At 37.0% G+C, this 24,011-nt stretch carries 17 protein-coding genes; 4 read left to right on the top strand and 13 right to left on the bottom strand.

Annotation, left to right across the window (positions count from 1 at the left end):
• Positions 1-6 precede the first annotated feature (6 nt).
• Positions 7-879 (bottom strand): cation diffusion facilitator family transporter, encoded by an 873-nt coding sequence (locus tag DCS95_RS11945; protein ID WP_116771033.1) that lies wholly within the window; start codon positions 877-879, stop codon positions 7-9.
• Positions 880-945: 66 nt separating this feature from the next.
• A complete protein-coding gene (locus DCS95_RS11940; RefSeq protein ID WP_116771032.1) occupies positions 946-1,488 on the bottom strand; it encodes a DUF4287 domain-containing protein in 543 nt (180 codons plus the stop codon).
• Positions 1,489-1,739: 251 nt separating this feature from the next.
• Here DCS95_RS11940 and DCS95_RS11935 point away from each other — a divergent pair, with 251 nt between their 5' ends.
• The 3 genes from DCS95_RS11935 to DCS95_RS11925 are packed head-to-tail and all read left to right on the top strand — an operon-like array spanning position 1,740 to position 8,529.
• Positions 1,740-5,063, top strand: a complete 3,324-nt coding sequence (locus tag DCS95_RS11935) for a transglutaminase family protein (RefSeq protein ID WP_116771031.1) — start codon at positions 1,740-1,742, stop codon at positions 5,061-5,063.
• An 11-nt stretch (positions 5,064-5,074) separates the two neighbouring features.
• The gene (locus tag DCS95_RS11930; RefSeq protein ID WP_116771030.1) at positions 5,075-7,636 is read left to right on the top strand and encodes a circularly permuted type 2 ATP-grasp protein; all 2,562 of its coding nucleotides are present in this window, start codon (positions 5,075-5,077) and stop codon (positions 7,634-7,636) included.
• Between the two features lie 2 nt (positions 7,637-7,638).
• A complete protein-coding gene (locus DCS95_RS11925) occupies positions 7,639-8,529 on the top strand; it encodes a transglutaminase family protein (protein WP_116771029.1) in 891 nt (296 codons plus the stop codon).
• Positions 8,530-8,534: 5 nt separating this feature from the next.
• On the opposite strand, the gene DCS95_RS11920 is transcribed toward DCS95_RS11925, so the two are convergent.
• The 6 genes from DCS95_RS11920 to DCS95_RS11895 form a co-directional block, all read right to left on the bottom strand.
• Entirely contained in the window at positions 8,535-9,257 is a 723-nt protein-coding gene (locus DCS95_RS11920; RefSeq protein ID WP_116771028.1) for a hypothetical protein, read from the bottom strand.
• 201 nt (positions 9,258-9,458) lie between these two features.
• Complete coding sequence (locus DCS95_RS11915) at positions 9,459-10,124, bottom strand: response regulator (RefSeq protein ID WP_116771027.1); 666 nt, start codon at positions 10,122-10,124, stop codon at positions 9,459-9,461.
• A 3-nt stretch (positions 10,125-10,127) separates the two neighbouring features.
• Positions 10,128-11,792, bottom strand: a complete 1,665-nt coding sequence (locus DCS95_RS11910) for a tetratricopeptide repeat-containing sensor histidine kinase (RefSeq protein WP_164674183.1) — start codon at positions 11,790-11,792, stop codon at positions 10,128-10,130.
• Between the two features lie 276 nt (positions 11,793-12,068).
• Positions 12,069-12,737 (bottom strand): bifunctional 4-hydroxy-2-oxoglutarate aldolase/2-dehydro-3-deoxy-phosphogluconate aldolase, encoded by a 669-nt coding sequence (locus DCS95_RS11905; protein WP_116771025.1) that lies wholly within the window; start codon positions 12,735-12,737, stop codon positions 12,069-12,071.
• Positions 12,738-12,744: 7 nt separating this feature from the next.
• Complete coding sequence (locus DCS95_RS11900; protein ID WP_116771024.1) at positions 12,745-13,965, bottom strand: 6-phosphofructokinase; 1,221 nt, start codon at positions 13,963-13,965, stop codon at positions 12,745-12,747.
• 34 nt (positions 13,966-13,999) lie between these two features.
• A complete protein-coding gene (locus DCS95_RS11895) occupies positions 14,000-15,046 on the bottom strand; it encodes a sugar kinase (protein WP_116771023.1) in 1,047 nt (348 codons plus the stop codon).
• A 150-nt stretch (positions 15,047-15,196) separates the two neighbouring features.
• On the opposite strand from DCS95_RS11895, the gene DCS95_RS11890 reads away from it, so the two are divergent.
• Positions 15,197-16,255 carry a LacI family DNA-binding transcriptional regulator gene (locus DCS95_RS11890; protein WP_116771022.1) on the top strand — a complete coding sequence of 353 codons (1,059 nt, stop codon included), beginning with the start codon at positions 15,197-15,199 and terminating at the stop codon, positions 16,253-16,255.
• 16 nt (positions 16,256-16,271) lie between these two features.
• Here DCS95_RS11890 and DCS95_RS11885 read toward each other — a convergent pair whose 3' ends face one another.
• From DCS95_RS11885 to DCS95_RS11865, 5 genes are all read right to left on the bottom strand, one after another.
• Positions 16,272-17,036: an SDR family NAD(P)-dependent oxidoreductase gene (locus DCS95_RS11885; RefSeq protein ID WP_116771021.1), complete on the bottom strand. Its 765-nt coding sequence runs from the start codon at positions 17,034-17,036 to the stop codon at positions 16,272-16,274.
• Between the two features lie 39 nt (positions 17,037-17,075).
• Positions 17,076-18,374 (bottom strand): MFS transporter, encoded by a 1,299-nt coding sequence (locus DCS95_RS11880; RefSeq protein WP_116771020.1) that lies wholly within the window; start codon positions 18,372-18,374, stop codon positions 17,076-17,078.
• 115 nt (positions 18,375-18,489) lie between these two features.
• Entirely contained in the window at positions 18,490-19,191 is a 702-nt protein-coding gene (locus DCS95_RS11875) for a FadR/GntR family transcriptional regulator (RefSeq protein WP_116771019.1), read from the bottom strand.
• Between the two features lie 196 nt (positions 19,192-19,387).
• Positions 19,388-20,725: a RagB/SusD family nutrient uptake outer membrane protein gene (locus DCS95_RS11870; protein WP_244178451.1), complete on the bottom strand. Its 1,338-nt coding sequence runs from the start codon at positions 20,723-20,725 to the stop codon at positions 19,388-19,390.
• A gap of 7 nt (positions 20,726-20,732) precedes the next feature.
• On the bottom strand, positions 20,733-23,936 hold the full coding sequence (locus tag DCS95_RS11865) for a SusC/RagA family TonB-linked outer membrane protein (RefSeq protein WP_116771018.1): 3,204 nt from the start codon (positions 23,934-23,936) through the stop codon (positions 20,733-20,735).
• Positions 23,937-24,011 lie beyond the last annotated feature (75 nt).

The following is a 24,011-nucleotide window of genomic DNA, read 5'->3' as shown; positions in this document are numbered from 1 at the left end:
TTTTTGCTACAAATCATCGGGTTCAATATGAATTAATATATGACCTAAGTTCGGAATTTCATGATGTAGATGGTCTTTTAGTAAATGTGCAATATCATGACCTGTTGTAACCGATATAGTACCATCTACCATAGCATGTAAGTCAATATGGAATTTCATTCCCGCTTTTCTTATAAAACATTTTTCGGTACCGGTAATCCCTGAGACCTCTAGTGATTTTTGACGTATTTCTTCTAGTAGTTCGTCATAGCGTTGCTCGTCCATTATTTCACCTAAGGCAGGGCGTAAAATTAAATAGCTATTGTAAAGAATAAAACCAGAGGCAATTAGGGCAGCCCAATCATCTGCCGTTTCGTAGCCCTTGCCAAAGATTAGGGCAATTGATATACCTATAAAAGCCATGATTGAAGTAACAGCATCACTTCTATGGTGCCAAGCGTCTGCTTTTAAAGAGGAGCTTTGTGTCTCATTACTTTTCTTAATAACAATACGATATGAGATTTCTTTCCATACAATTATCAAACCTAACACAATTAATGTCCATGCTTTTGGAACTTTATGGGGAGTCTGAATATTTTCGATGCTTTCATAGGCAATAACCGTTGCCGATATCACTAGAAAAGCAACAATTAGGAAAGTGATGATGGGTTCTATTTTGCCATGACCGTACGGGTGATTTTCATCTGCTGGTTTCTCTGCATACTTAAATCCTAATAATACTAAAATAGAGGAGAAAATATCGGTTGTTGATTCTATGGCATCGGCTATAAGAGCGTAAGAGTTACCGAAGAATCCAGCTAAACCTTTAATAAGAGCTAAAAGGATATTTCCAATAATACTAAAATATGTGGTTTTTATAGCAGTCTGTTCAATACTCATGGGGCAAAGGTACATTGCCATGAAAAAGTATGATAGCTTTAAGTAATATAATTAATATGTGTTTGGTTAACTAGCCTTTTCATAAGCTTCCTTTAACCAATCAATTAATTCAGAGTCCACTTGAGAAACCTCGGTGAGCTGAACCCTATGTGTACACATAGTGCCAAACGGACCAGAATTTTGTAAGCGATCTGTTGTTGGCTTATCCTTTATTTTTATGCCCAGGTCAATTCTAGTTTTGGTTGCCGGTTTGATCAAGGCAAATTGTTTTTTACGAATAAGACTTACTGTAGTTTTCTTGGGCGTTATAACAACATCATTGCCAAAGGTTTTTACGGCATTGAGAATAGCTTCATAAATAGGAAAAAGGTTTTCTTTTCCTTTATACTGCTGATCTACCAAGTTGGTAGGGGAGTTGTTTTCTTCTTTTGATAAGGTGACGATAGTGTTGGCAAACCCATGTGTTACTCCGTGTTCCTTCTTTAAAAAGTTTACTCCTTCAGAATGTTTGGCAAATGATTTTTCTTTGAGAATGGTTTTCCATTCATTTAAAGATTTTCCCGTTTTTTCGGGCATATTATCAATCATGGTCTGTAGTGCCTTTTCCATATGTTAAGAGCTTTGTGCAAGTTTCAATTTACGAAAAAATAGATGAGTCTATAATGGATAAGGTCAATATCATTATGGTTCTTCTTTTGTTCTATCCAAAAAAAGTCAACAATTATACCCTCGCATTAAGAATCTATCAATAAAAAACGTCCCAACTCTAATTTGTATAAAAATTTTGTGATTAAGGTGTAGTTGTATTCATTTGGTGATTTTAGTGCTTATATTAGGTATTACCGAAATCCCACAACCGTATGGCACTAAAAGTAGCAATCAAACACAAGACCAAATACATCTATGACAGAAGTATAAATTTGTCACCACATATTTTTAGGTTACGCCCGGCACCACATAGCAGAACTCCTATAGAGGCATATTCAATAAAAATAAAGCCAGAGAATCATTTCTTTAATTGGCAGCAGGATCCTTTTGGTAATTATTTGGCTCGAATTGTTTTCCCTGAAAAGACGACAGAGCTTTCTGTTGATGTAGAAATCATAGCGGACTTAAAAACAATAAATCCGTTTGATTTTTTTGTTGAGGAATCAGTGGAAGAATTTCCTTTTGAATATTCTGAAGAGGCTAAAAAAGAATTATTGCCTTATTTGGAAAAGGTGGAGAGTGGTCCACTTTTAAAGGAATGGTTATCAACGATAGACCTAACCCCAAAACGAAGTATTGATTTTCTAATCGAGTTGAACGGCAAGCTTTATGACCATTTGAATTATACCTTGCGAATGGAGCCCGGTGTGCAAACCTGTGAGGAAACTTTAGAAGCGAAATTAGGTTCTTGTAGAGACTTTGCTTGGCTGTTAGTTCAAACACTTCGCCATTTGGGCTTGGCGGCACGTTTTGTTTCTGGGTATTTGGTACAATTAAAATCCGATGAAAAATCATTGGACGGTCCGTCTGGTCCTGAAGAAGATTTTACGGATCTTCATGCATGGGCAGAAGTATATTTGCCCGGAGCCGGATGGATCGGTTTAGATGCCACATCTGGACTTTTTACCGGTGAAGGTCATATTCCACTAGCGTGCACGCCATCGTATGAAAGTGCGGCACCGGTAAGCGGATTCAGTGATTTTGCGGAAACCACTTTTGAGTTTGAAAATTCGGTAACTAGAATATTCGAATCGCCACGAGTAACAAAACCATACACGGAAGAACAATGGAATGCCATTTATAATCTTGGTTTTAAAGTTGAAGAAGAGCTACAGGCAAATGATGTTCGTTTAACAATGGGCGGCGAGCCTACTTTTGTTTCCATAGACGATATGGAATCTGAAGAGTGGAATACCGCAGCAGATGGGGAACATAAAAGAGAACTGGCGAGCAAACTATCCACAAGATTATTAGAGGTGTTCGGTAAGGGAGGTGTTCTGCACCATGCGCAAGGAAAATGGTACCCTGGTGAAGCATTACCTCGTTGGTTGATCGGTATTCATTGGCGAAAAGATGGAAAACCAATTTGGAACGACCCTAGCTTACTCGCATCTTTTTCTGAGGAATACAAAATGCCCAGAAATATCACCAAGCGATTTTTAAAGACTTTAGGCGGATTTTTGGGATGTAAGACCAATAGCGTAATGCCTGCTTATGAAGATGCATTTTACTTTTTATGGGAAGAAGGCAAACTACCGGCAGATGTAAACCCTAAAAAATATAATAAAGATGATAGCCACCTTCGCAGAAAGCTAGGTGAGATATTGGAAAATGGTATTGGAGAAGTTGTGGGTCACGTGTATCCTCTAACTAAAAAGAACAACAAGTGGCTCACGAATAAATGGAAATTTAGAAACAAGCATTTGTTTTTAACACCCGGTAACTCGGCTATCGGACTCCGTTTGCCCTTGGGCGCATTGCCTCAAGACCCGCCTATACCTTCTGAACCAACGGCAGAGGTTGAGTTATTTGAACCTTCACCAGACTTGCCCATACCGGGCGAAGCATTGCAGAACCGCTTGAAAATGAAGTCAAATGGTCACCCAAGAAAGCACCCTTATGTACGTACGGCTATTTGTGCTGAGGCAAGGGAAAATAAATTGTTCCTTTATCTGCCACCATTAGATAGTGCCGAAGACTTTTTGGATCTGGTAGCGAGTATAGAAGCAACCGCAAAAGAGCTGAACGTTCCTGTAATTTTAGAAGGTTATGAGCCACCTAGGGATAATAGGCTAGAAGTACTGAAAGTAACTCCTGATCCTGGGGTTATTGAAGTAAATGTGCATCCGGCAAAAAATTGGCAAGAACTAACGGATAATACGTTGACACTTTACGAAGAGGCAAAACAAGCCCGTTTAGGTACCGAAAAATTTATGTTAGATGGTAAGCACACCGGTACGGGTGGTGGCAACCATGTAACTTTGGGTGGAGTAACTCCGGCTGATAGTCCGCTGTTACGGAATCCACAGTTATTACGAAGCTTATTGACCTTTTGGCAACATCACCCAGGCTTATCCTATTTATTTTCCGGGGCATTTATAGGACCAACGAGTCAGGCGCCACGTGTAGATGAAGCTCGGTTGGAAAATCTGTATGAGCTAGAAATCGCTTTTTCTCAAATACCCGATGATGAAGAAGTACCATTCTGGATCACGGATCGTTTGTTCAGGCATTTGTTGACAGATATTACGGGTAATACCCATAGGGCAGAGTTTTGTATAGATAAATTATACTCGCCCGATTCCTCATCTGGGCGTTTGGGTATCTTAGAGCTACGTGCCTTTGATATGCCACCACATGCACAAATGAGTTTAATGCAAATGTTATTGGTGCGTACGTTGGTATCATGGTTCTGGAAAAAACCTTACAAGCATAAATTGGTGCGTTGGGGAACAGAATTGCATGATAAGTTTTTATTGGAACATTACGTAAAAGAAGATATTAAAGACATTGTAGAGCAGTTGAACGAAGCGGGTTATCCGTTCAAGTTAGACTGGTTTGACCCTTTCTTTGAATTCCGTTTTCCATTATATGGTATGGTCGACGTCAATACCATACAAATGGAACTACGTATGGCCATAGAACCTTGGAATGTGCTTGGGGAGGAAATGACCGGTGGAGGTACATCGCGTTATGTAGATTCTTCGCTGGAAAGGGTACAGGTAAAAGTCAATAATTTTAATGAGAAACGTTATTCATTGACATGTAATGGCGTAAAAATTGAATTGAGCTCAACGGGAACAAAGGGAGAATATGTAGCGGGCGTTCGCTTTAAGGCCTGGGAGCCGTGGTCTGCATTGCATCCCACCATTGGTGTAGATACGCCGTTGGTATTCGATATAGTCGATGATTGGAACGGTAAGTCAATTGGTGGCTGTACCTATTTTGTGGCACACCCAGGTGGTCGTTCGTATGATACATACCCGGTTAATAGTCTTGAAGCAGAATCGCGCAGAATTAATAGATTTTGGGATATTGGTATGACGCAAGATGAAGTGACACCTACAGAATTGGTCGCTTCAACAAATTTTACGGGCAGAATGGTAGAACCTAAGAAAGGTTCAAATACATTTGTATACAAAGAGATGCCGGTCAATCCGGAATATCCACATGTAACAGATTTACGTAAGAAGTAATTGAAGAGGTAATGCCAACAACAAAAACTACCTGGTTTAATAATTATGATACCCAACGTGGCAATGATGAAATGTATTCATTGAACAATGGTATGAAACCCTATTGGAGTAAGTTATTTTCCAGTTTTGATACATTAGGAATTACAGGTTTATCAGCACGTCAAAAAGATATTGACTGGTTGTTATCTGAAAATGGGGTCACATATAACGTCTATAACGATCCTAAGGGAATGCATAGACCTTGGAACCTAAATGTAGTTCCATTTATGTTACACCAAAATGAGTGGGCAGAGGTTGAAGCAGGATTAAAGCAAAGGGCAGAACTGCTCAATTTGGTATTGAAAGATGTTTATGGTGAGCGAAAACTAATAAAGAACGGCATAGTACCGTTTGAGGTCATTTATGGTCACAGAGGTTTTCTTAGGCAATGTTCTGGTATGGAACTTCAGTTAGAGCAGTATTTATCTATTTATGCTGCAGACCTATGTAGAGGTACAGATGGGCGTTTATGGGTGGTAAATGATAGAACGGAAGCACCTTCGGGCATGGGCTACGCTTTAGAGAATAGATCCACGACCAGTAGAATTCTATCAGATTTATATGCCGAAATGAAAGTAAAGCGTTTGTCGGGTTTCTTTCAAGAATTCAATCAAATGCTTATTGATGCAGCACCGGGTAAAAAAGAAAATCCCAATATAGTAATTCTTACCCCCGGATCACATAATGAAACCTATTTTGAACATGCCTATATGGCTTCTTTCTTGGGTTATCCATTGGTGCAAGGTAATGATTTGGTGGTACGTGATGGGTTTCTTTGGATGAAATCCTTGCAAGGATTAAAACAGATCGATGTAGTATTGCGCAGGGTCGATGATGCCTTTACCGATCCTTTGGAACTTCGTGAAGATTCACATTTGGGCGTTGCCGGATTGTTAGATGTGGTACGTAGAAAAAATGTAGCTGTCATTAACCCTATAGGGAGCGGAGTAATCGAAAATCCTGGTTTAATTCCTTTTATGCCCGCTATTGCCAAGTTCTTTAAAAACGAAGAATTAAAATTACCCCAAATAGCGTCTTGGTGGTGCGGTCAAGAAAAAGAAAGAAACTACGTTCTTGAGAACATATCAAAATTGGTAATAAAAAGGATTGATCGCACCAATAGGGAAAGTATTTATTTTGGTGAGCAAATGAGCACTGAAGAGCTAGAAGAATTAAAAAAAGTAATTAAAGAACGGCCGTATCGTTTTGTTGCACAAGAACGTATCAATTTTTCTACCGCACCAAATTTCACCAACGACCAATTGGAGCCAAGAAATGTGGTTGCAAGAGCTTTTTGTATCGCTTCAAAACAAGAGTATTCGGTTATGCCGGGTGGTTTGGTAAGGGTAGCGCCAGATGGGGAAACGGTACGTGTTTCAAACCAGAGAGGAGGTACCAGCAAAGATTTTTGGATACTGGACGATGAACCTATTAAAGAAGATAAAAGCAGACATTGGCAACGCAAATCATCTGTTGCCATATCAGGATTAAATGACCTACCGAGTTTAACGGCTGAAAACTTATACTGGGCAGGGCGCTATGTGGGTCGTACATTGGTAAATGCACGTTTTTTACGCACCGTAATGCGGCAAATGGCGATTGTTCAACATAGAGATGAACAGCCAGATTCAGAGAAATTGAAGGTGTTGTTTAAAGCAGTGACCCAGTTGACAGGTACTTATCCTGGGTTTGTAGATAAGGATAAAGATGGCAAGTTGGCCATGGACAATCCATATGAAGAAATGCTTTCGGTTATCTTAGATAAGAATAGAGTAGGCAGCTTGGCACATACCATAAGTATGTTCGGTAATTCATACTATTCCATTCGTAATTTGTGGTCCTCAGATATGTGGCGGGTTTTCGAGAATATCCAGAAAATTTGGAATTCGTTGGTTGAAGGTGAGGATCACTCCATTAATAAAATTCTGAAAGTATTAAACCAGTTGATTACTCGCTTAATTGCTTTTATGGGGCTGATTGAAGAAAGTATAATGGTACAACAAGGTTTGTTGTTATATTTTATAGGCTTGCAATTAGAGCAAAGTACCTTGAATATTACTAAGTGTAGAGCCCTCTTAACCATAAAATATGATGAGCAGGTAGAGTATGATCTGTTAGAATATTTGTTGACCAGTCATGAAAGCCTTAATATCTACAGATACAGTTACCGTTCTCATATAGAATTAGCGCATGTGTTGGATTTAGTAGTGTTGGACTTGGACTATGCCCGTTCTTTGACTTTTATGATCAATAGATTGCAAAAAGATATCGCAAGACTGCCGCACTCCAAACATGATCATCAATTAAGCAACTATCAGAAATTTGTTTTTGAAGCATTCTCAAAATTAAGGTTGGCGGAATCTATTGATTTAGCAAAAACCAAATCAGAAACAGATTTTAAGCGAGACCAGTTAGATACCCTTTTAAAGGAGCTGTCAGATTTGTTGTATAAAACATCGCAATCAATATCTAATACTTATTTTAATCATACAGACAAGCAAACTCAATTGTTTATTCAGTCTTTTCCTATTTAACAATGATATTCAACGTTACACATATCACCCAATATGATTATAACGCTCCGGTAAGTTATTGTCATAATATTGCTACGTTACGCCCAAGAGCATCTAAAGGGCAAGAGCTGTTAGATTATGTTATAGAAATTTCTCCCGAGCCTGCAGAAATTACCGAGCGTAGAGATTTCTTTGGTAATTACATTACCCGTTTTTCTATACAAACAGAACATAGAAACTTAAAGGTTACTACAAGAAGTAAAATTAAAAGGGAATATGCAAAGTATCATGAATCTTTCAACAGCGAAGCATGCAAAAATTTTACGATGAACGATGCCCTTGCTGCTTTACAGGGTGTTGATGCGGAAATTCTTGATGCCAAACAGTATGTTCTAGAATCGATTTTCATTAGACGAACAGATAAGGCGATACGTGATTATGCAGAATTATCATTTAAAGGAGATAGGTCTGTTTTTGAAGCGGCATACGAATTGATGCAGCGCATATATACCGATTTTGATTTCGACTCAGAATTTTCTACCATTTCTACACCAATTGAAGAAGTGATGAAGGAGAAAAAAGGTGTTTGTCAAGATTTTGCCCAAATAGCTATTGCCTGTATACGATCTGTTGGTTTACCGGCAAGGTATATAAGTGGTTATATAGAAACCTTGCCAGCTCCGGGTAAAGAAAAGTTAATAGGTGCCGATGCGTCTCATGCCTGGTTTGCCATTTACATACCAGGTTTTGGTTGGGTAGATTTTGATCCAACAAACAATCAGATTCCAAAGGATCAACATATAGTAGTGGGTTGGGGTAGAGATTACTACGATGTGCCGCCTTTAAAAGGGGTTGTTTATGGAAGCGGGCAAAGTAAACTAAAGGTTGCAGTTGATATTGCCGCGGCTGTTTAACTTATTTATTCTTCAAAAAAGAATTCATGCAATTCAATTAGACTACTTCTTTTAATTTGTACGAGGTCTCTTGTATCTTTCAAGAAAATACCTAAGGATCGTTCGTTATAAATAAATTTCATCTCATCAGAATAGTCGGTAACAACATACATGTCACCGGAAAGTTGATAAAATGGTATGGTCATTTTATTTTTGATTTTGACACCTTTGTTGACAATACGTCCCTCTTGTAAAGTTGATGCTACATTGAAATCACTAGAGACACCAGATGCAACCTTAACATAAGATACCATCATGTTGGTCCATTCCGCTTCATCAATTAGAAACCATTTTATTTTATTGAAATCAATACCATATTCATTTATCCAACCGTGACTTGTAAAACCCAGCAATACTTGTTTCTTACCATTTAACTCCGGTTTATCGGCAGGTATAAATTCTTGTATTTTAAAGGTGATGACAGAAGCAGAAGACATGTCTTTTAATTTTTTACCTTCAAAATCAATTGTCTTCAATGAAAAGCTGGTGATGTTCGGGTTGTTCGCCAATAACCATTCCGTAGCGGTCAATTCGGCACGTTCTTTCATTTGTTCTACTGCAGCTACACCTGCTCCGATCGCGGCTAGTGCACCAACTGCACCGGCAACTACGGCACCATTATCTTGAGCATTGTTTGTATTGGGAATTAGAATTGAAAAAAGAAATAATAGGGTAATTAGTTTACGCATAATTTTTTGTTGAATGGTTTAATTTATTAAATAGGCCATACCCGCCAAATCGGTCAGTTCCCCCGAAATACCTTTTCAGCAGGATGGCCATGGTAATACTTGTTTAAATTTATGGTCAGTGTGCCTATTGCTAAGCAACAACAAACCTAATATCATTATGGGTAAGAGTATTACGGTTTTCCGTAAGGTTTCAATATATTATTAAATTAGACCTAAATCTTTTACAATAGCCACAAGGTGAATGGCATTTTTGGCATTGAATTGAATTCGTAATTTATTCAGTCTTTTTTCGATAGAACTTAAACTTGCAGGTGAAATATTCTCCTTTCTGTATAATGCACTGATTTCATCTTGAGATAAGCCCTTACTTAGATGATCTAAAAGTGAAATGTCATAGTCATCAATTTCAAGCTCGTTTTCGGTACTAAATGCATTTGAAACCTCTGGAGATAAAAATTTGTTGCCTTGGGCAATTTCACTAATAGCCTGTGTTAAATTTTTTAGTCCTGATCTGCTCTTGCAAACATAGGCATCGATATGATGTTGGTTAAACAGTGTACGAACGGCCTGTAGGCGGTCTTCTACCGAGTATACGATTACTTTTAGGTTTGGGAAATCAGTTTTGAGTTTAGCGACCAAATCTTGCCCAGATGGGTAGGTTTGCGATCTGTGGTCTACTATAAAAGAAAGATCAGATATGACTAGATCAAAAGGAACTGAATCCAAATCAGCTCTTTTTATCTTTAAATAGGCATCATCACAATATTGTACCTGATCTATTTGTGTTACACCCAATTCGGTCAGTAATGAAAACACACCTTTGTTGATGTCTTCCATATCCTCCGCAATTAAAACTTTTTTGAACATGCATTAAATTATTACTGATGCCTTAAAGCCATCACCTTGCTTAGTTTCAAAATTAATAGTTCCATTTAAAGAAGCGATACGGGATTCCGTATGTTGAAGACCATTTTTTTTAAAAAGATCACATCCTACTCCGTTATCTCGATAATTTATGTGAATTTTTGAACCTTCTTTTTGAAAAACCAAAGTGACGAATGTGGCTTGACTATGTTTGCGCATGTTCGTCATCAGTTCTTGTAAAACCCTATATATAGCGGTCTTTTTAAGTTCAGGAATATTCTCCCAAGGCATTTTAGAAAGATTTCTGGTAATTACTTTTACTTTATCATTCTTATAACCAAGTAACAAATCGTTTAATTGAAGTCCGAAATCTTGTCTTAGGTCAATTGCACTATTTTCTCTGGAAATATCTCGCGTTTTGGTATAAATTTTTTCCATTTCGTCCAAAACCTTACTATCTATGCCCGAATTATTCTCTAGAGAGGTCATTACTTTATACATATCATTTGCAACTTCATCATGTACCTTTTTGGCAATTCTAGTCTCTGTTTTATAGACTTCTTCAATTTTTGCTTTTCGGTATCTATTTCTATAAATGAAATAAGACCCAATGAAGATTAAAAAAATAATTAAAGCAAGTGCTTGGTAGGCTAAACGTTTACGTGATTCTATTTCTTGCAGTAGTATGCTGGCTTGGGTTTTCTTTTGCTCTTCTGCGACATTGTATTTAAGGTAAGCATTTTTATTTTCTGCCATTTGTTTGGCATTCGAAATACTATCGGTCAATTTCTTATACTCATGAATTAATGGGTTTTTGTTCAAGTTCATCAATTGTGAAATAGATTCTAACTTAAAAGAACTACTATTGAGTTTATCTGATAGGGCAAGGGCTTTTTTAGCATATAACAGAGCTTTTGTAGTATCCTTTCTGTCCAAATAATACTCAGACAAGTGAGTGTTGCTAGCATGTTGGCCAATTATATCGTTATTTTTTTGCCTTAGTTTTAAAGCATTCCTTAGGTTTTGTAAACCCTCTGGTATATTAAGTTTTGATTGTACAAGTCCTAAATTATCGGTTACCAATGTGGTTTGATAGTCATTTGAAAAATGAGAACGTTTTTTAAATAAGAACGAATAAATACGTAATGCATTCTTATAGTCTAAAAGGTCTTTGTAGATGTTGGCCTTGTTATTTAAGATAATGACACTGTCATTTAATTTATTGGCAATGAGCAATGCTTTGTCAAAGGTTTTAATGGCTTCGGCTGAATTGTGAGAAGCTCTATAAATACGCCCTAATTGGTTATAAAGACCAACTCTTGAATTGATCAATGTGTCTTTTGTCTGCATAGATTCAATAAGATTCAATGCTTCAACAATGTGATTTTCACTACTAAAATTATTACCTATTTTAAATTCGGCGATAGAAAGAAGCCTTAGATCATAAATTGCGTTTAAGGTGTCTCTTAAGGCTAAATCTTGATTTTTTTTCTTGGAGAAATAATGTACTCCCGAAGCAAGGTCTTGAGGTTGAGAAGGGTTTATGATAGCTTTTCTGTACTGCAGGGAGCTGTCAATTGAAGTTTGCGATTTTGAGCTAATAGGCAAAAAAAACACAAAAATAGCCAGTATTAATTGTAGCCTGTACATGGTGCTTAAATTGCATTTCATGCTTCTAAAATATAAACTAATTGGGTAATAACTTTGTTAGAGGTCGTATTAATTAAGTTATCATTATGTATTGTAATAGTAATATTAACCTATTAGGTTGATAGCCAATAATCTATTCATTGAGCGTAGACTTTCTTTCGGTTTAAAATAAAAAGGGCACAAAATCTGGCGTATTGCCATGATTTTAATGCCCTTTTCCAACTAACAACTTAAATATGCACTTTTAAAAGACAGTTCTAAATATAGTTGTGATACTTAGTGTGCTGCCTCTATACTTTATGATCTTAATTTTTTAATCGTTGCTAAGGTCTCTTTAACCAAAGCTTCTAACCCTGCGTAATCTCTATTAGCTAAAATATCTTTGCTAATTAATTTTGATCCCATACCAACACAGGTTACACCGGCATCGAACCAACCTTTTAAGTTATCCTCATCTGTACTTACACCACCTGTTGGCATAATACTTGTCCAAGGTTGAGGTCCTTTAATTCCTTTTACAAATCCAGGTCCGTAAAGAGAACCAGGAAATAATTTTACAATCTCACAGCCCATTTCTTCGGCTTTGTTGATTTCGGTCAATGAACCACAACCAGGAGACCATAATACTTTTCTACGGTTACAAACAATTGCAATATCTTCTCTTAAAGATGGTGTCACAATAAAATTTGCACCTATTGACATGTAGTAAGAAGCTGCCGCAGCATCGGTGATAGATCCTACACCCATAATCATACCAGGTAAGTTCTTAATAGCGTACTTGTTCAATTCAGAAAACACTTCGAAAGCGAAATCGCCACGAGCGGTAAATTCCATTAAACGTGCACCACCATCATAACAAGCTTGTAAAATCTTTTTACCTAACTCAATGTCTGGGTGGTAGAACAAAGGTACCATACCCGATTCCTTCATTACATTTGCTACTTCAATTCTTGAATATTGTGCCATTTGTTTTTTATTTCTCGGTTAAAATTTTGTTGAAATCGTAGTCTGAAGGGTTGTCAACATATTTTTTTGCATCATCATAATCACCTTCGCCTACATAAAATAAATTTTGAAAGCATAATTCTGCCAATTCTGAATTAATTTTCACCAATCTAGGGGCAATTTTACCATTTTCATCTTGTATTTCAGACAAGAACAAAGGGGTTATTTCACCTCTAGAATTTGCAGTGACCATACAGCCACTTTTGCCTTCATCGAATAATTTTTTTACGCCTAGACCTAAAACCGTACAAAGTGTAAGGTCAAAACCAATAGGTCTGCAACAGCGTAATTCGTAACCCAGTTCAACGGGTCTACTTTTAATATGAATACCTAATTCTTTTAATTTTTTTTGAACGAGCATATTAAAAATATGCGCTTTGCTTACATTGCCTAATTCTGGGTGCCCGTGGTCATCATATGTGAAATTAATATCGCACTTTTTTAATTCTGAATCGGGCATATTGTGAAATACACCTTCACTTATTAGGGCAACGCCGTAATGGATATTTTCAATTTTACGTTTGATCATTGAAGAAATTACCATTCGTACCACTTTATCAAAGGTGATAGAAGTACGATCGAACATTTCTGGTATGATCATCATTGGAAAGTGGCAACTTGCCGCTATTCCAAAAGCCAAGTGCCCTGCAGACCTACCCATGGTAGACATAACAAACCAGTTTTGGCTTGTACGTGCATCTTCATAAGTAGTGTTCCCTATACGTACACCTTCATCTTTTGCAGAATGAAAACCAAATGTTGGGTTTCTATCCGGTAACGGTAAATCGTTGTCAATGGTTTTAGGTACGTGAATATTAGCAATAGAAATACCTTCTTTCTCTAAATAACCAGTAATTCTGTTGGCGGTAGAGGCGGTGTCATCACCACCTATACTTACCAACAGCTTTACATTGTTATCAATAAACAGGTTAGTGTTTAGTTTTTCATTTTTAGGTTTAAAACGACTCATTATTAATGTTGAGCCGCCTCTACTGAAAATCCTATCTGCATGGAAAAAGTCAAATTCCTTTATTTGCGGATTTTCATTAAAAATTCCCTTAAAACCTTCATGCAAACCTAAAACGCGATAATCATCTTTTAAAAATGCCTTCGCAACAGTACTAATAACGGTATTGATACCGGGAGCAGGACCACCGCCACAAAGGATTAAAACAGATTTTTTCGACATTTTTTTGGTTTTAGAAGTATAGGTTATGTTCTATTTATCTTGCAACTCTACCAGAGGCATCACCACCCATAAGTTTTTCAACTTCAGAAACGGTAACTAGGTTGGCATCACCTTTAATAGTATGCTTTAAACAAGATGCTGCAACTGCAAAGTCAAGTGCGTTTTGATCATCTTCTGGGTATTTTAATAATCCGTAAATCAAACCTCCCATGAACGAATCTCCACCACCTACACGATCAACGATATCGGTAATTTGGTATTGGCGGGTTTCGTACATTTTATTTCCGTCCCAAAGAACACCTGCCCATGTATTATGAGAAGCAGATATAGAACCTCTTAATGTTGTAATTACCTTTTTCGCTTTAGGGAATTTCTTCATCATCTGCTTACATACAGATAAAAAAGCTTCCGCTTTAACATCGGCACCATCTTTATGTACGTCAAGTCCTTCTGGGTGAATTCCAAAATGCTTTTCAGCATCTTCTTCGTTCCCTAAAATGATATCACAATACTCGGTTAAACCAGCCATTATTTTTTCTCTATGTGCATCATCACAGTATGTCCAAAGTTTAGCTCTATAGTTTAAATCCGTTGAAATCGTAATACCTTTTGCACTTGCAGCTTTAACAGCTTCTAAACAAACATCTGCGGCACCTTGTGAAATGGCCGGTGTAATACCCGTCCAATGAAACCACTCTACATTTTCAAAAACAGCATCCCAATCGATCATTCCAGATTCTATCTCTGCAATGGCAGAATGAGCTCTGTCGTAAACAACTTTACTACCTCTAGATACCGCTCCCGTTTCTAGGAAATAAATACCTAAACGATCACCACCGTATACAATTTTATCTACACCAACGCCTCTTTTGCGCATTTCCATCATGGCACATTCACCAATGTCATTCTTAGGTAAACGTGTTACGAAATCTACAGGAACACCATAATTAGCTAATGAAACAGCAACGTTAGATTCTCCTCCACCATATACTACATCAAAATTATTGGCTTGTGAAAACCTTAAAAATCCTTGTGGTGCTAAACGAAGCATTATTTCACCGAATGTTACTACTTTTTTCATGTTGTTTATTAAGTTTTATATGTACTAAATTATCGTTTGTTTAATCGATTAACCACTTTAGGTAAAAAATAACCAAAATAGACCTTTTTTGTTTACTTCAATTAAAGTCTTACTTTTGGTTAATCGATTAAACAAATATATATAAAGTAATTGAATAAAAAAAGAACAACTTTAAAAGACATTGCTAATGTTTTGAATATTTCTACCGCAGCGGTTTCCAAAGCTTTAAATGACGATGCGCGAATAAGTATAAAGACGAAAAAAGCCGTTAAGCAAGTCGCTGAAGAATTAAATTACCAACCTAATCATTTGGCAAGTGCCTTACGAAAAGGAAAAAGTAATTTGGTAGGGGTTATCGTGCCAAGAACGAATAGTAATTTCTTTTCGTCGGTAGTCGAAAATATGGAGGAAGTTCTTAATAAGGCCGGGTATAATATTATTATCACCCAGTCTAACGAGTCATTTGAAAAAGAGTGTAAGAATATTGATGCACTTTTATATACTCAAGTTGATGGCATCATTGCTTCTATGGCCAATGAAACCGTTGATCTTTCTTATTATGAGAAAATTAAATCTAAGGGTATTCCGTTGATCTTGTTCGATAGGGGTGAGAATGACCTAAATGTGGATTATGTTGGTATTGATGATTATCAAAGTAGTCATATGATCGTGGATCATTTAGTCGGCCAAGGGTGTAAACGCATTGCACATATAGGCGGATTTAGAAGAACAAGAATTTTCAATAACAGAATACGCGGCTATGTCGATGCAATTAAGAAACATAAGTTACCTACAGAAGACGAATTACTTATTGAAAGCGGTTTAACTTTGGATGATGGAAGATTGCAAATTGAAAAGTTATTAGCTCTAAAAAACAGACCGGATGCTGTGTATGTTGCCAGTGATTATGCTGCTTTGGGAGCTTTGCAGGTTTTAAAGGAAAAAAATATAAAGGTTCCCCAAGATATAAAACTTGTAGGTTTTGGAAATGAACCGTTCACATCTTTGGTGACCCCTTCCATAACCAGTGTTAGTCAACATAGTGCACAAATTGGAAGGTTGGCTGCCGAAACATTTTTAAGCTATATTGAAAAAGAAGTTGTAAAGCAGACGTTGAATAAAATTATTTTAGAATCTCAATTGATCGTTAGGGATTCATCTAAATTAAAAAGCGTCATCGTAAATAACGATAACGCTTTTGATATATAAAAAAATAGTTTTCCTATTAAATTCCTAATGCTTGACCACCACCAATTTGAATAGTTTCTGCGGTGATAAAAGAAGCATCTTTGCTGGCCAAGAAAGAAACAACACCAGCAACATCTTCTGGTTGTCCTAATCTACCTAACATGATATTGTTTGCCCATGAAGCAAATACTTCTGGTTTAGTAGCTTTGATCTGTGCATGGAAAGGAGTGTCTATAGTACCAGGAGATACTGCATTTGCTCTAATACCATATTCTGCCAAATCTTTTGCCAAGGCTCTAGTTATTGCGTGAACTCCTGCTTTAGACGTACCGTAGATACCAGCTCCAGGTCCACCAGCAGTCCACCCTGCATTAGATGTATAGTTGATAATTGATGGGTGCTCACCTTTTTTAAGATAAGGAATTGCAGCTCTTGAAGCAAAGAAAGTAGAATCAAGATTCAACGCCATAACTGATCTGTAAAATTCTGTAGTCATTTCTTCAAAACGAGATCTACCACCTAATCCACCAGCATTGTTAACCAATGTGTCTATTTTACCATACTTTTCACCAATTGCTTTAATGTTTTTGGTTACAGCTTCTTCGTTGGTAACATCGAAACCTAAGTATTCTGCGGAAATTCCTTCTGCAGTAAGTTCTTTAATTCTTTGAGCACCGGCTTCGTCATCTATTCCGTTTAAGATAACCGTATACCCATCTTGTCCTAATCTTTTAGCAACTTCAAATCCGATACCTCCAGTTGCTCCTGTTACTACTGCTATTTTTCCGTTTGACTCACTCATTACTTTTGTTATTTACTTTAATTAAAATTATATGCTTAGTTATTTTTGTTTTAAGGGTTCTATTTTACCACATAAAATCCAGATACTTGCTAGGGCAATTATTGCCATTGTTGCTCCAATGACGAAAGCTGGTGTGTAATTTCCACCTGACGTTAACCATGGTACAAGGTAAATTAGCGCTGCAGCTGTTAATTTTGCTGCCATACCGGCAATACCAGATAATGTTCCTATTGTTTTACCTCCAAAGAAATCACTTGGTAAAGTTTGAACATTTCCGATAGCAGTTTGAAAACCAAATAATATTAGCGCCATTATGATAACAGCTGTGGTAGGTCCGCCTGGATTTGCCATTGCCAATAAGCTTGGTAACATAATAAGACAACCAATCGTAATAATAATTTTTCTTGTTTTATCTACGCTCCAACCCGCTTTTAATCGATTCTGTGCAAACAAGCCGCCGAACCATGCGCCTAGCATTGCTCCAACATAAGGTACCCATCCGTAGATACCAATTGTCTTAACATCCATACCGTATACTTCGTTAAGGTATATTGGAATCCATACTACGAACAACCACCAAATTGGGTCAATTGCTGCAGAGGCTATAATTACACCCCAACTTTGTTTGTGAGATAGTAATTTTCCGGTATCTGGGTTATATCCTTCATCATGAGTACCATCATTATCGATATCTTGGTTTTGTTGACCTGTTAAAATATAATTACGTTCTTCCTCTGAAATCCAAGGATGTTTTTTTGGAGGAGCTTTTACTAAAATCAACCAAGGTATTAACCATAACAATCCTAGGAGTCCAACGATTACAAATATCATTTGCCAGCTAAAGTAAACCGTCATAAAAGCTATGGCAGGTATTGCAATTATACCACCTACAGCAGCACCAGAATTAAATAAACCTTGTGCAAATGCTCTTTCTTCGGTAGGAAACCATTCTGCGTTGGCTTTTGCAGCTCCTGGCCAGTTACCGGCTTCAGCGATTCCTAGAATGGTTCTAAAGAAACCAAAACTTAAAACTCCTCTTGCTAAAGCATGTAGGGCAGTTGCAATAGACCAAACTCCAATGGATAATGCAAAGCCAATACGAGTACCTACCCAATCTAAAATTTTACCGAAAATAGCTTGACCGAATGCGTATGCGAACATAAACACCACCGATATGGTTGCGAAAATTTCTTTGCGTTCGTCGTTGGTGCTTTCAGGAAAAAGGTCTTCGGCTATATCCGGCCAAAGTACACCTATAGATTGTCTGTCTATATAATTTATTATAGTCGCTAATGCAATTAAAGCGATAACCCACCATCGTAAACCCCTAATTTTCATAATTCTTTATTTTAATTGGTTATTGCTTGTCGATGATAATATTTAGCCTTTTGAGGGTGTTGCTCAAATGCCCTTGTATTTTCATTCAGTTGGTTAAATGGATAAATTGTATCCTTTAAATATTGTAACAATACTTATATAGCTCGTTGAAATGATCTTTCATCATTTGTTTTGCTAGTTGAGTATCTTGTTCTTTTATAGCATTAAAAATATTTTGATGCTCTTTTATTCTTTTTGGACCTTGATCCTTATCACATACATGATATTTTTCAAAGTTGTTGATGATTTCTGGTGTAATAATCAACATCATTCTATTGATGGTACTATTTCTACATGCTTGTGCAATAGCTAAATGAAAAAGCAAATCTTCTTGTACGGCATCTTCGTTATTCAGTACTTTTTCTTTGTATGATTCTAAAGCTTCTTCCATTTTTGCCAAATCATCATCAGTTCTTCTTTTAGCGGCTAATCTTACTGTTTTAAGTTCTAAGAGTATTCTTGTTTCTACCAGCGATTTAAAATCTGGGTCTTCTAAAGCAAGAATATCGTTCATCATACCTTTCATGGCCACGGGGCCAATGTCTGCCACAAACGTTCCGCTTTGTGGTTTTGATTTCAGTATGCCATAGAATTCTAGTTTTTGTATAGCCTCACGAACATTGTTTCTACTTACTTCAAATTTTTCCGAAAGCATTCTTTCAGAAGGCAACTTGTCGCCCGGTTCAAGATTTTTAACAATTATTAAATCTCTTATTTTGGCAATAATTGTATTGTGAAGTTCCTTATGCTCATTTCTTGTTAAGATTTCTATCTTCATAGTTCACATTATTAATTACGAAAAAATTGGTTAACCAGATTGGTTTATCAAATTTATAAAAATAACTGTATAAACAAATTTTTCGTCGGTCTAATGTTCAGAACTTCTTTAGTTTTAAAGGAAAAGATGGGCTGGCTATCTCAAAAGCCAGCCATCTTTAAAAAACCAACTCAAACAACTTCGTTAATTATATCATTTAGTACCCTGGGTTTTGTGTAATTACACCATCACTAGCAAGTATTTCAGACGGTGGAATTGGAAATACATAATAATTACTATCAATAGTTTGTCCCATCGTGGCATCAACAGTGCCAGTTCTAACTAAATCAAACCATCTATGGCCTTCAAAAGCCAATTCTAATCTTCTTTCTTGAGCAATAACCGCTTCAACCTCGGCTTGAGTGGTTGCTGTACCTGTTAAACTAGTTAGACCTGCTCTTGTTCTTATAGGGTCTAACAAAGGAAGAACTGTAGATGCTGGTGCTCCAGTTTTATTTAGTGCTTCTGCATACATTAGTATAACATCAGATAATCTCAATTCAATATAATCTTGGTCAAGACCACCTGCATATTTTACACCTTTTCTAGATGCAACATCGATTGTTAATTCCTCTCTTAGGTCTGTGCCGCCACCAGTGTTACTACTTGCTTCAAATGCATCTATTAAACTTAAGGTTACATTCTGTTCATCTGCTTTTGTGTCACCACCTTGAAACCATCCGGAAAAAATAGTTCCACTTGCAGAATTGGTAATAGAGCTTGATATCTGAGTTGCAAATAGAATTTCAGAACTTTCATCTACAACAACATTGGCAAAATCAGGTTCTAATGTAACCCCTGCACCGGCAGCTGCATTTATTGTATTTTCAAGTGCAGTTTTTGCATTTGGGTAATCATTGAGATACAAGTATACTTTTCCTAATAAGCCTTGAGCGGCAATTTTTGATGCACGTCCATTAGCCAACCCAGAATTGTCTAAACCAGCTGCTGCACTAGTTAAATCGGGAATAATTACTTCAGAATAAATTTCTTCAGCCGGTTGTCTAGTTAAAAGCGATAAATCAGCAGAATCAGGTGAAGGAGATAAATTTAAAGGAACATCGCCAAAGGCAACAACTAATTTAAAGTATGACAATCCTCTCAAGAACTGAGCTTCTGCTACTTGAGTAGCATCGTCAGAATTGTCAATTACATTATTGGCACTTAAAATTGACTTATACAAATTGCTGTAAAAAGGGCGAAAAAATATTTCTGATACTGCCAACCCTCCCAAATCAGAATTGTACGTATGAAAATCTGGATATGGCGGTTCGTCATCAAAAGTAATATTATCAGCTCTAAATTCTCCCATTACCGCTTGTGGTGTAACTACACCTGTATGATAATAATAAGCAGCATTTAAAACCCCTTCAAAATTTGTTAAAGCACTAGATTCAAGTTCTACAGGAGGTGTTTGATCTAGGTCATTGTCGCATGATATCATCAACATCATGGAAATGGCTATTATAGATATAGATTTTATATTTGTCATCATTTCTTTTTTAAAAATTAACATTAAGACCAAGAGTGAAACTTCTTACGATAGGGCTTGCACCTTCTTGATAACCATAAGTAGTTGGACCTGCATAGCCAGAATTTTCAACTTCTACACCTTCTGGGTTAAAGGAAGTGTAATTATCTGCCATAATATAAAGTAAGTTCGTTGCTGCAGCATAAACCCTCAACGAGCTAAGACCAACTCTTTCTGTTAAATCTGAGCTTAGAGTATAACCTAAGGTGAGGTTTCTTAATGCGATGTATGAAGCATCTTGAACAAGTGCACCATGTGCATTTCTCGTTTCAACATAATGCTTTCCTGCGTTAGGACCAATATCGGCAATTCGGTCACCATCAGGATCAAAAGCATCTGTTAATCTACCACCAAACTGCGATTTCCAGTATATTGGGTCAAGGTTATAAACCTCTGCTCCTTGCGAACCTTGAAACTGGAAAGCAAAATCAAAATTCTTATAGGTCATGTCACTGGAAAGTCCCCAGTAAAAATCTGGAGTAGCAGATCCTAGTTTAACATAATCTCCCTCGTAAGTAATTTCGCCATCACCGTTTTGATCAACAACATACCATTCAGAACTACCAAAACCTATATTTCTTGAAGGGTCATTAATAAATTGGGTTTCAACTTCGCTGGTTACAGCATAGCCCCACATTTCACCAATTTCGCCACCAACGTAGTTTCTGAACTCTGCACCTCTACCACTTGGACCGCCATAAACTTGTCTTGGTAATTCATCTAAAGCACCTAAGCTTGTAATTTCTGAATTGACCGTAGAATAGTTGGCGCTAACATTCCATGAGAAATCATCAGAAGTAATTAGTCTAGTAGTTAATTCTAATTCTAAACCTGAACTTGTAACATCACCACGATTTAAGGCGATAGAGGGAGTTCCGTTAACTTCAGATATACTTTGATTGATCAGCATGTCATTAACATCAGAAGTATAATAATCTGCACTTAACCTAAAACGGTTATTAATAAACCCAAGATCAACACCATAGTTTGTCTCTGTGTTAGTTTGCCACGTTAAGTTAGGGTTGGCCACATCCTCTGGAATTAGAAACCCTGTACCGAAGGCGGTTGGGGAAGTACCTAAGATACTTAATGATTGGTAAGAACCTAAGAAAGCTGCAGTGCCTAAAGAACCTGTGCTAAATCGTAATTTTAAGAGACTTAATTTGTCGTTATCTTCTAAGAAAGATTCGTTGCTTACATTCCAACCCAATGAAAGAGCTGGGAAAACCGCATACTTCTCATTTTCACCAAAACGTGAGTCACCATCTCTTCTTAAAGAAGCAGAAATTAGATAACGATTATCATAGGCATAAGCAACCCTACCAAAGAAGCCTCTTCTTGACTGCTCTTCGTCAATTGTAGTTGTGTTAACGTCTTCTGGGCTTACAAAAGAATAATTAAGAGGTAAACCAAATGGTAAATTCGTAGCATTTGATGAAGTACCTTTATAATAAGTGTTGACAAACTCCATACCTATCACAGCAGTAATGTCGTGCTTTTCTGCAAATGTTTTTGCGTAACTTAAGGTTGTTGTGCTTAAAACAGTAGATTTTTTAATACTAGAATTAGATAACTGAGAGCGGTCTGATCTTTGTTGACCATCTGTTACTTGACCATGATATTCATAAGTTTGAGTATCTTGAATATCAGCTCCAAAAATAGTCTTTAAATTCAATCCTTCTAATAGTTCATATTGTAGATATGAACTTGCATTAGCAAAATAGGTCTTTTTAAATCTTCTAGATTCGTTAAATTTTGACCCTACACCAGCATCACCAGTTCCACCAATTCCGTTTTGGTTTCTTCCATATTGCCAATCGTGAACTACATCGCCTGGTTGTAGATCATAAATACTTGTTGGGTCTAAACCAATTCCTCTATAGCCACTGTCAAATGAGTCGCTAAGTTGTTCTATTGGTTCTCCTCTTAAAACACTTGCGTCGTAAACAGATTGTCTGGTTTGATCTAATTGCTGAATGAAGTCAATAGATTCTTGAGTATGGTATACTGGGCTAATACTGTAAGCTCTTAACAAATCTCTCATTTCCCAAGGCACAATTTCTTGGTCTCCTACAAACCCGTTCATGCTTAATCCTGCTTTCAACTTTTCGCTTAAGTTAGCATCAACGTTCATACGGCCATTATATCTTTCATAACCTTGACCTCTAACAATACCATCGGTATTTAAATATCCTAAAGAAGCAAATGCTTTTATATTTTCAGAACCACCGCTTATGCTAACATCATGGCTGGTAGAACTACCATTTCTAAAAAGCCAATCTTCCATGCTAATAACATCAGGGGCATTAGTGTAGGCATCTAATCTATATTGTAATAAAGCAGGGTCTGTATTAGATAGGTCATAGTCACCAGATTGTAAATCCTCAGCCCATTCACCTGCGGTCTTTAGCATTTCAATATCCTTAACATATTTACTAGAAGTACTAGTGTAGGTGTTATAGCTAAAATTTACTTTCCCTTTTTTTCCTTTCTTGGTGGTAACCAAAATTACACCATTAGCACCTAAAGAGCCATAAATTGCAGCTGATGCTGCATCTTTTAATACTTCTAAACTTTCTATATCGTTAGGGTTTACTGTTGCCAAATTACCTGAAATAGGGAAGCCATCGACTACAATAAGCGGGTCAGAATCACCAGAAACCGATGAAGCTGCTCTAATTTGAATTTTAGGAGCAGAACCTGGCTCTCCACTTTGATTTTGAATTCTTACCCCAGGTAATTTACCTGCTAATGCGTCATCTACACGAGCAACTTGAACACCGGCAACTTCTGCGCCATCAATTTTTGCTACGGAACCTGTAAGATGAGATTTTTTAACTGTACCATAACCTACAACAACAACCTCTTCAAGTTGGCTGGCATCTTCTGCAAGAACAACGTCTAAGGTTTGCTGTCCGTTAATAGTAACTTCTTTTTTGGCATAACCAATTGATGAAAATTCCAATACATCTCCATTAGAAACTGTAATGGAGTAATTACCGTCAAAATCTGTAGAAGTACCTGTCGTCGTATTTTGGATAACAACGTTAGCACCAGGTACTGGCATACTTGTTTCATCAGTAACCGTACCGGTCAAAGTATACCCTTCTTGTGCGAATAAGGAGATGTTTAGGAGCAACATCATCACTAATGCTAATTTCGTTTTTAAATTCATTTGTAGTCTTGTTATGTTAATTTAAGTTCGACTTATTGAAGTCAGGTTAAAGCATTTAAAAATTGAAAATCGAGT

Source organism: Maribacter litoralis (assembly GCF_003075045.1).
Classification (GTDB): Bacteria; Bacteroidota; Bacteroidia; order Flavobacteriales; family Flavobacteriaceae; genus Maribacter; species Maribacter litoralis.
This window is presented reverse-complemented; position numbering and strand designations above follow the sequence as displayed.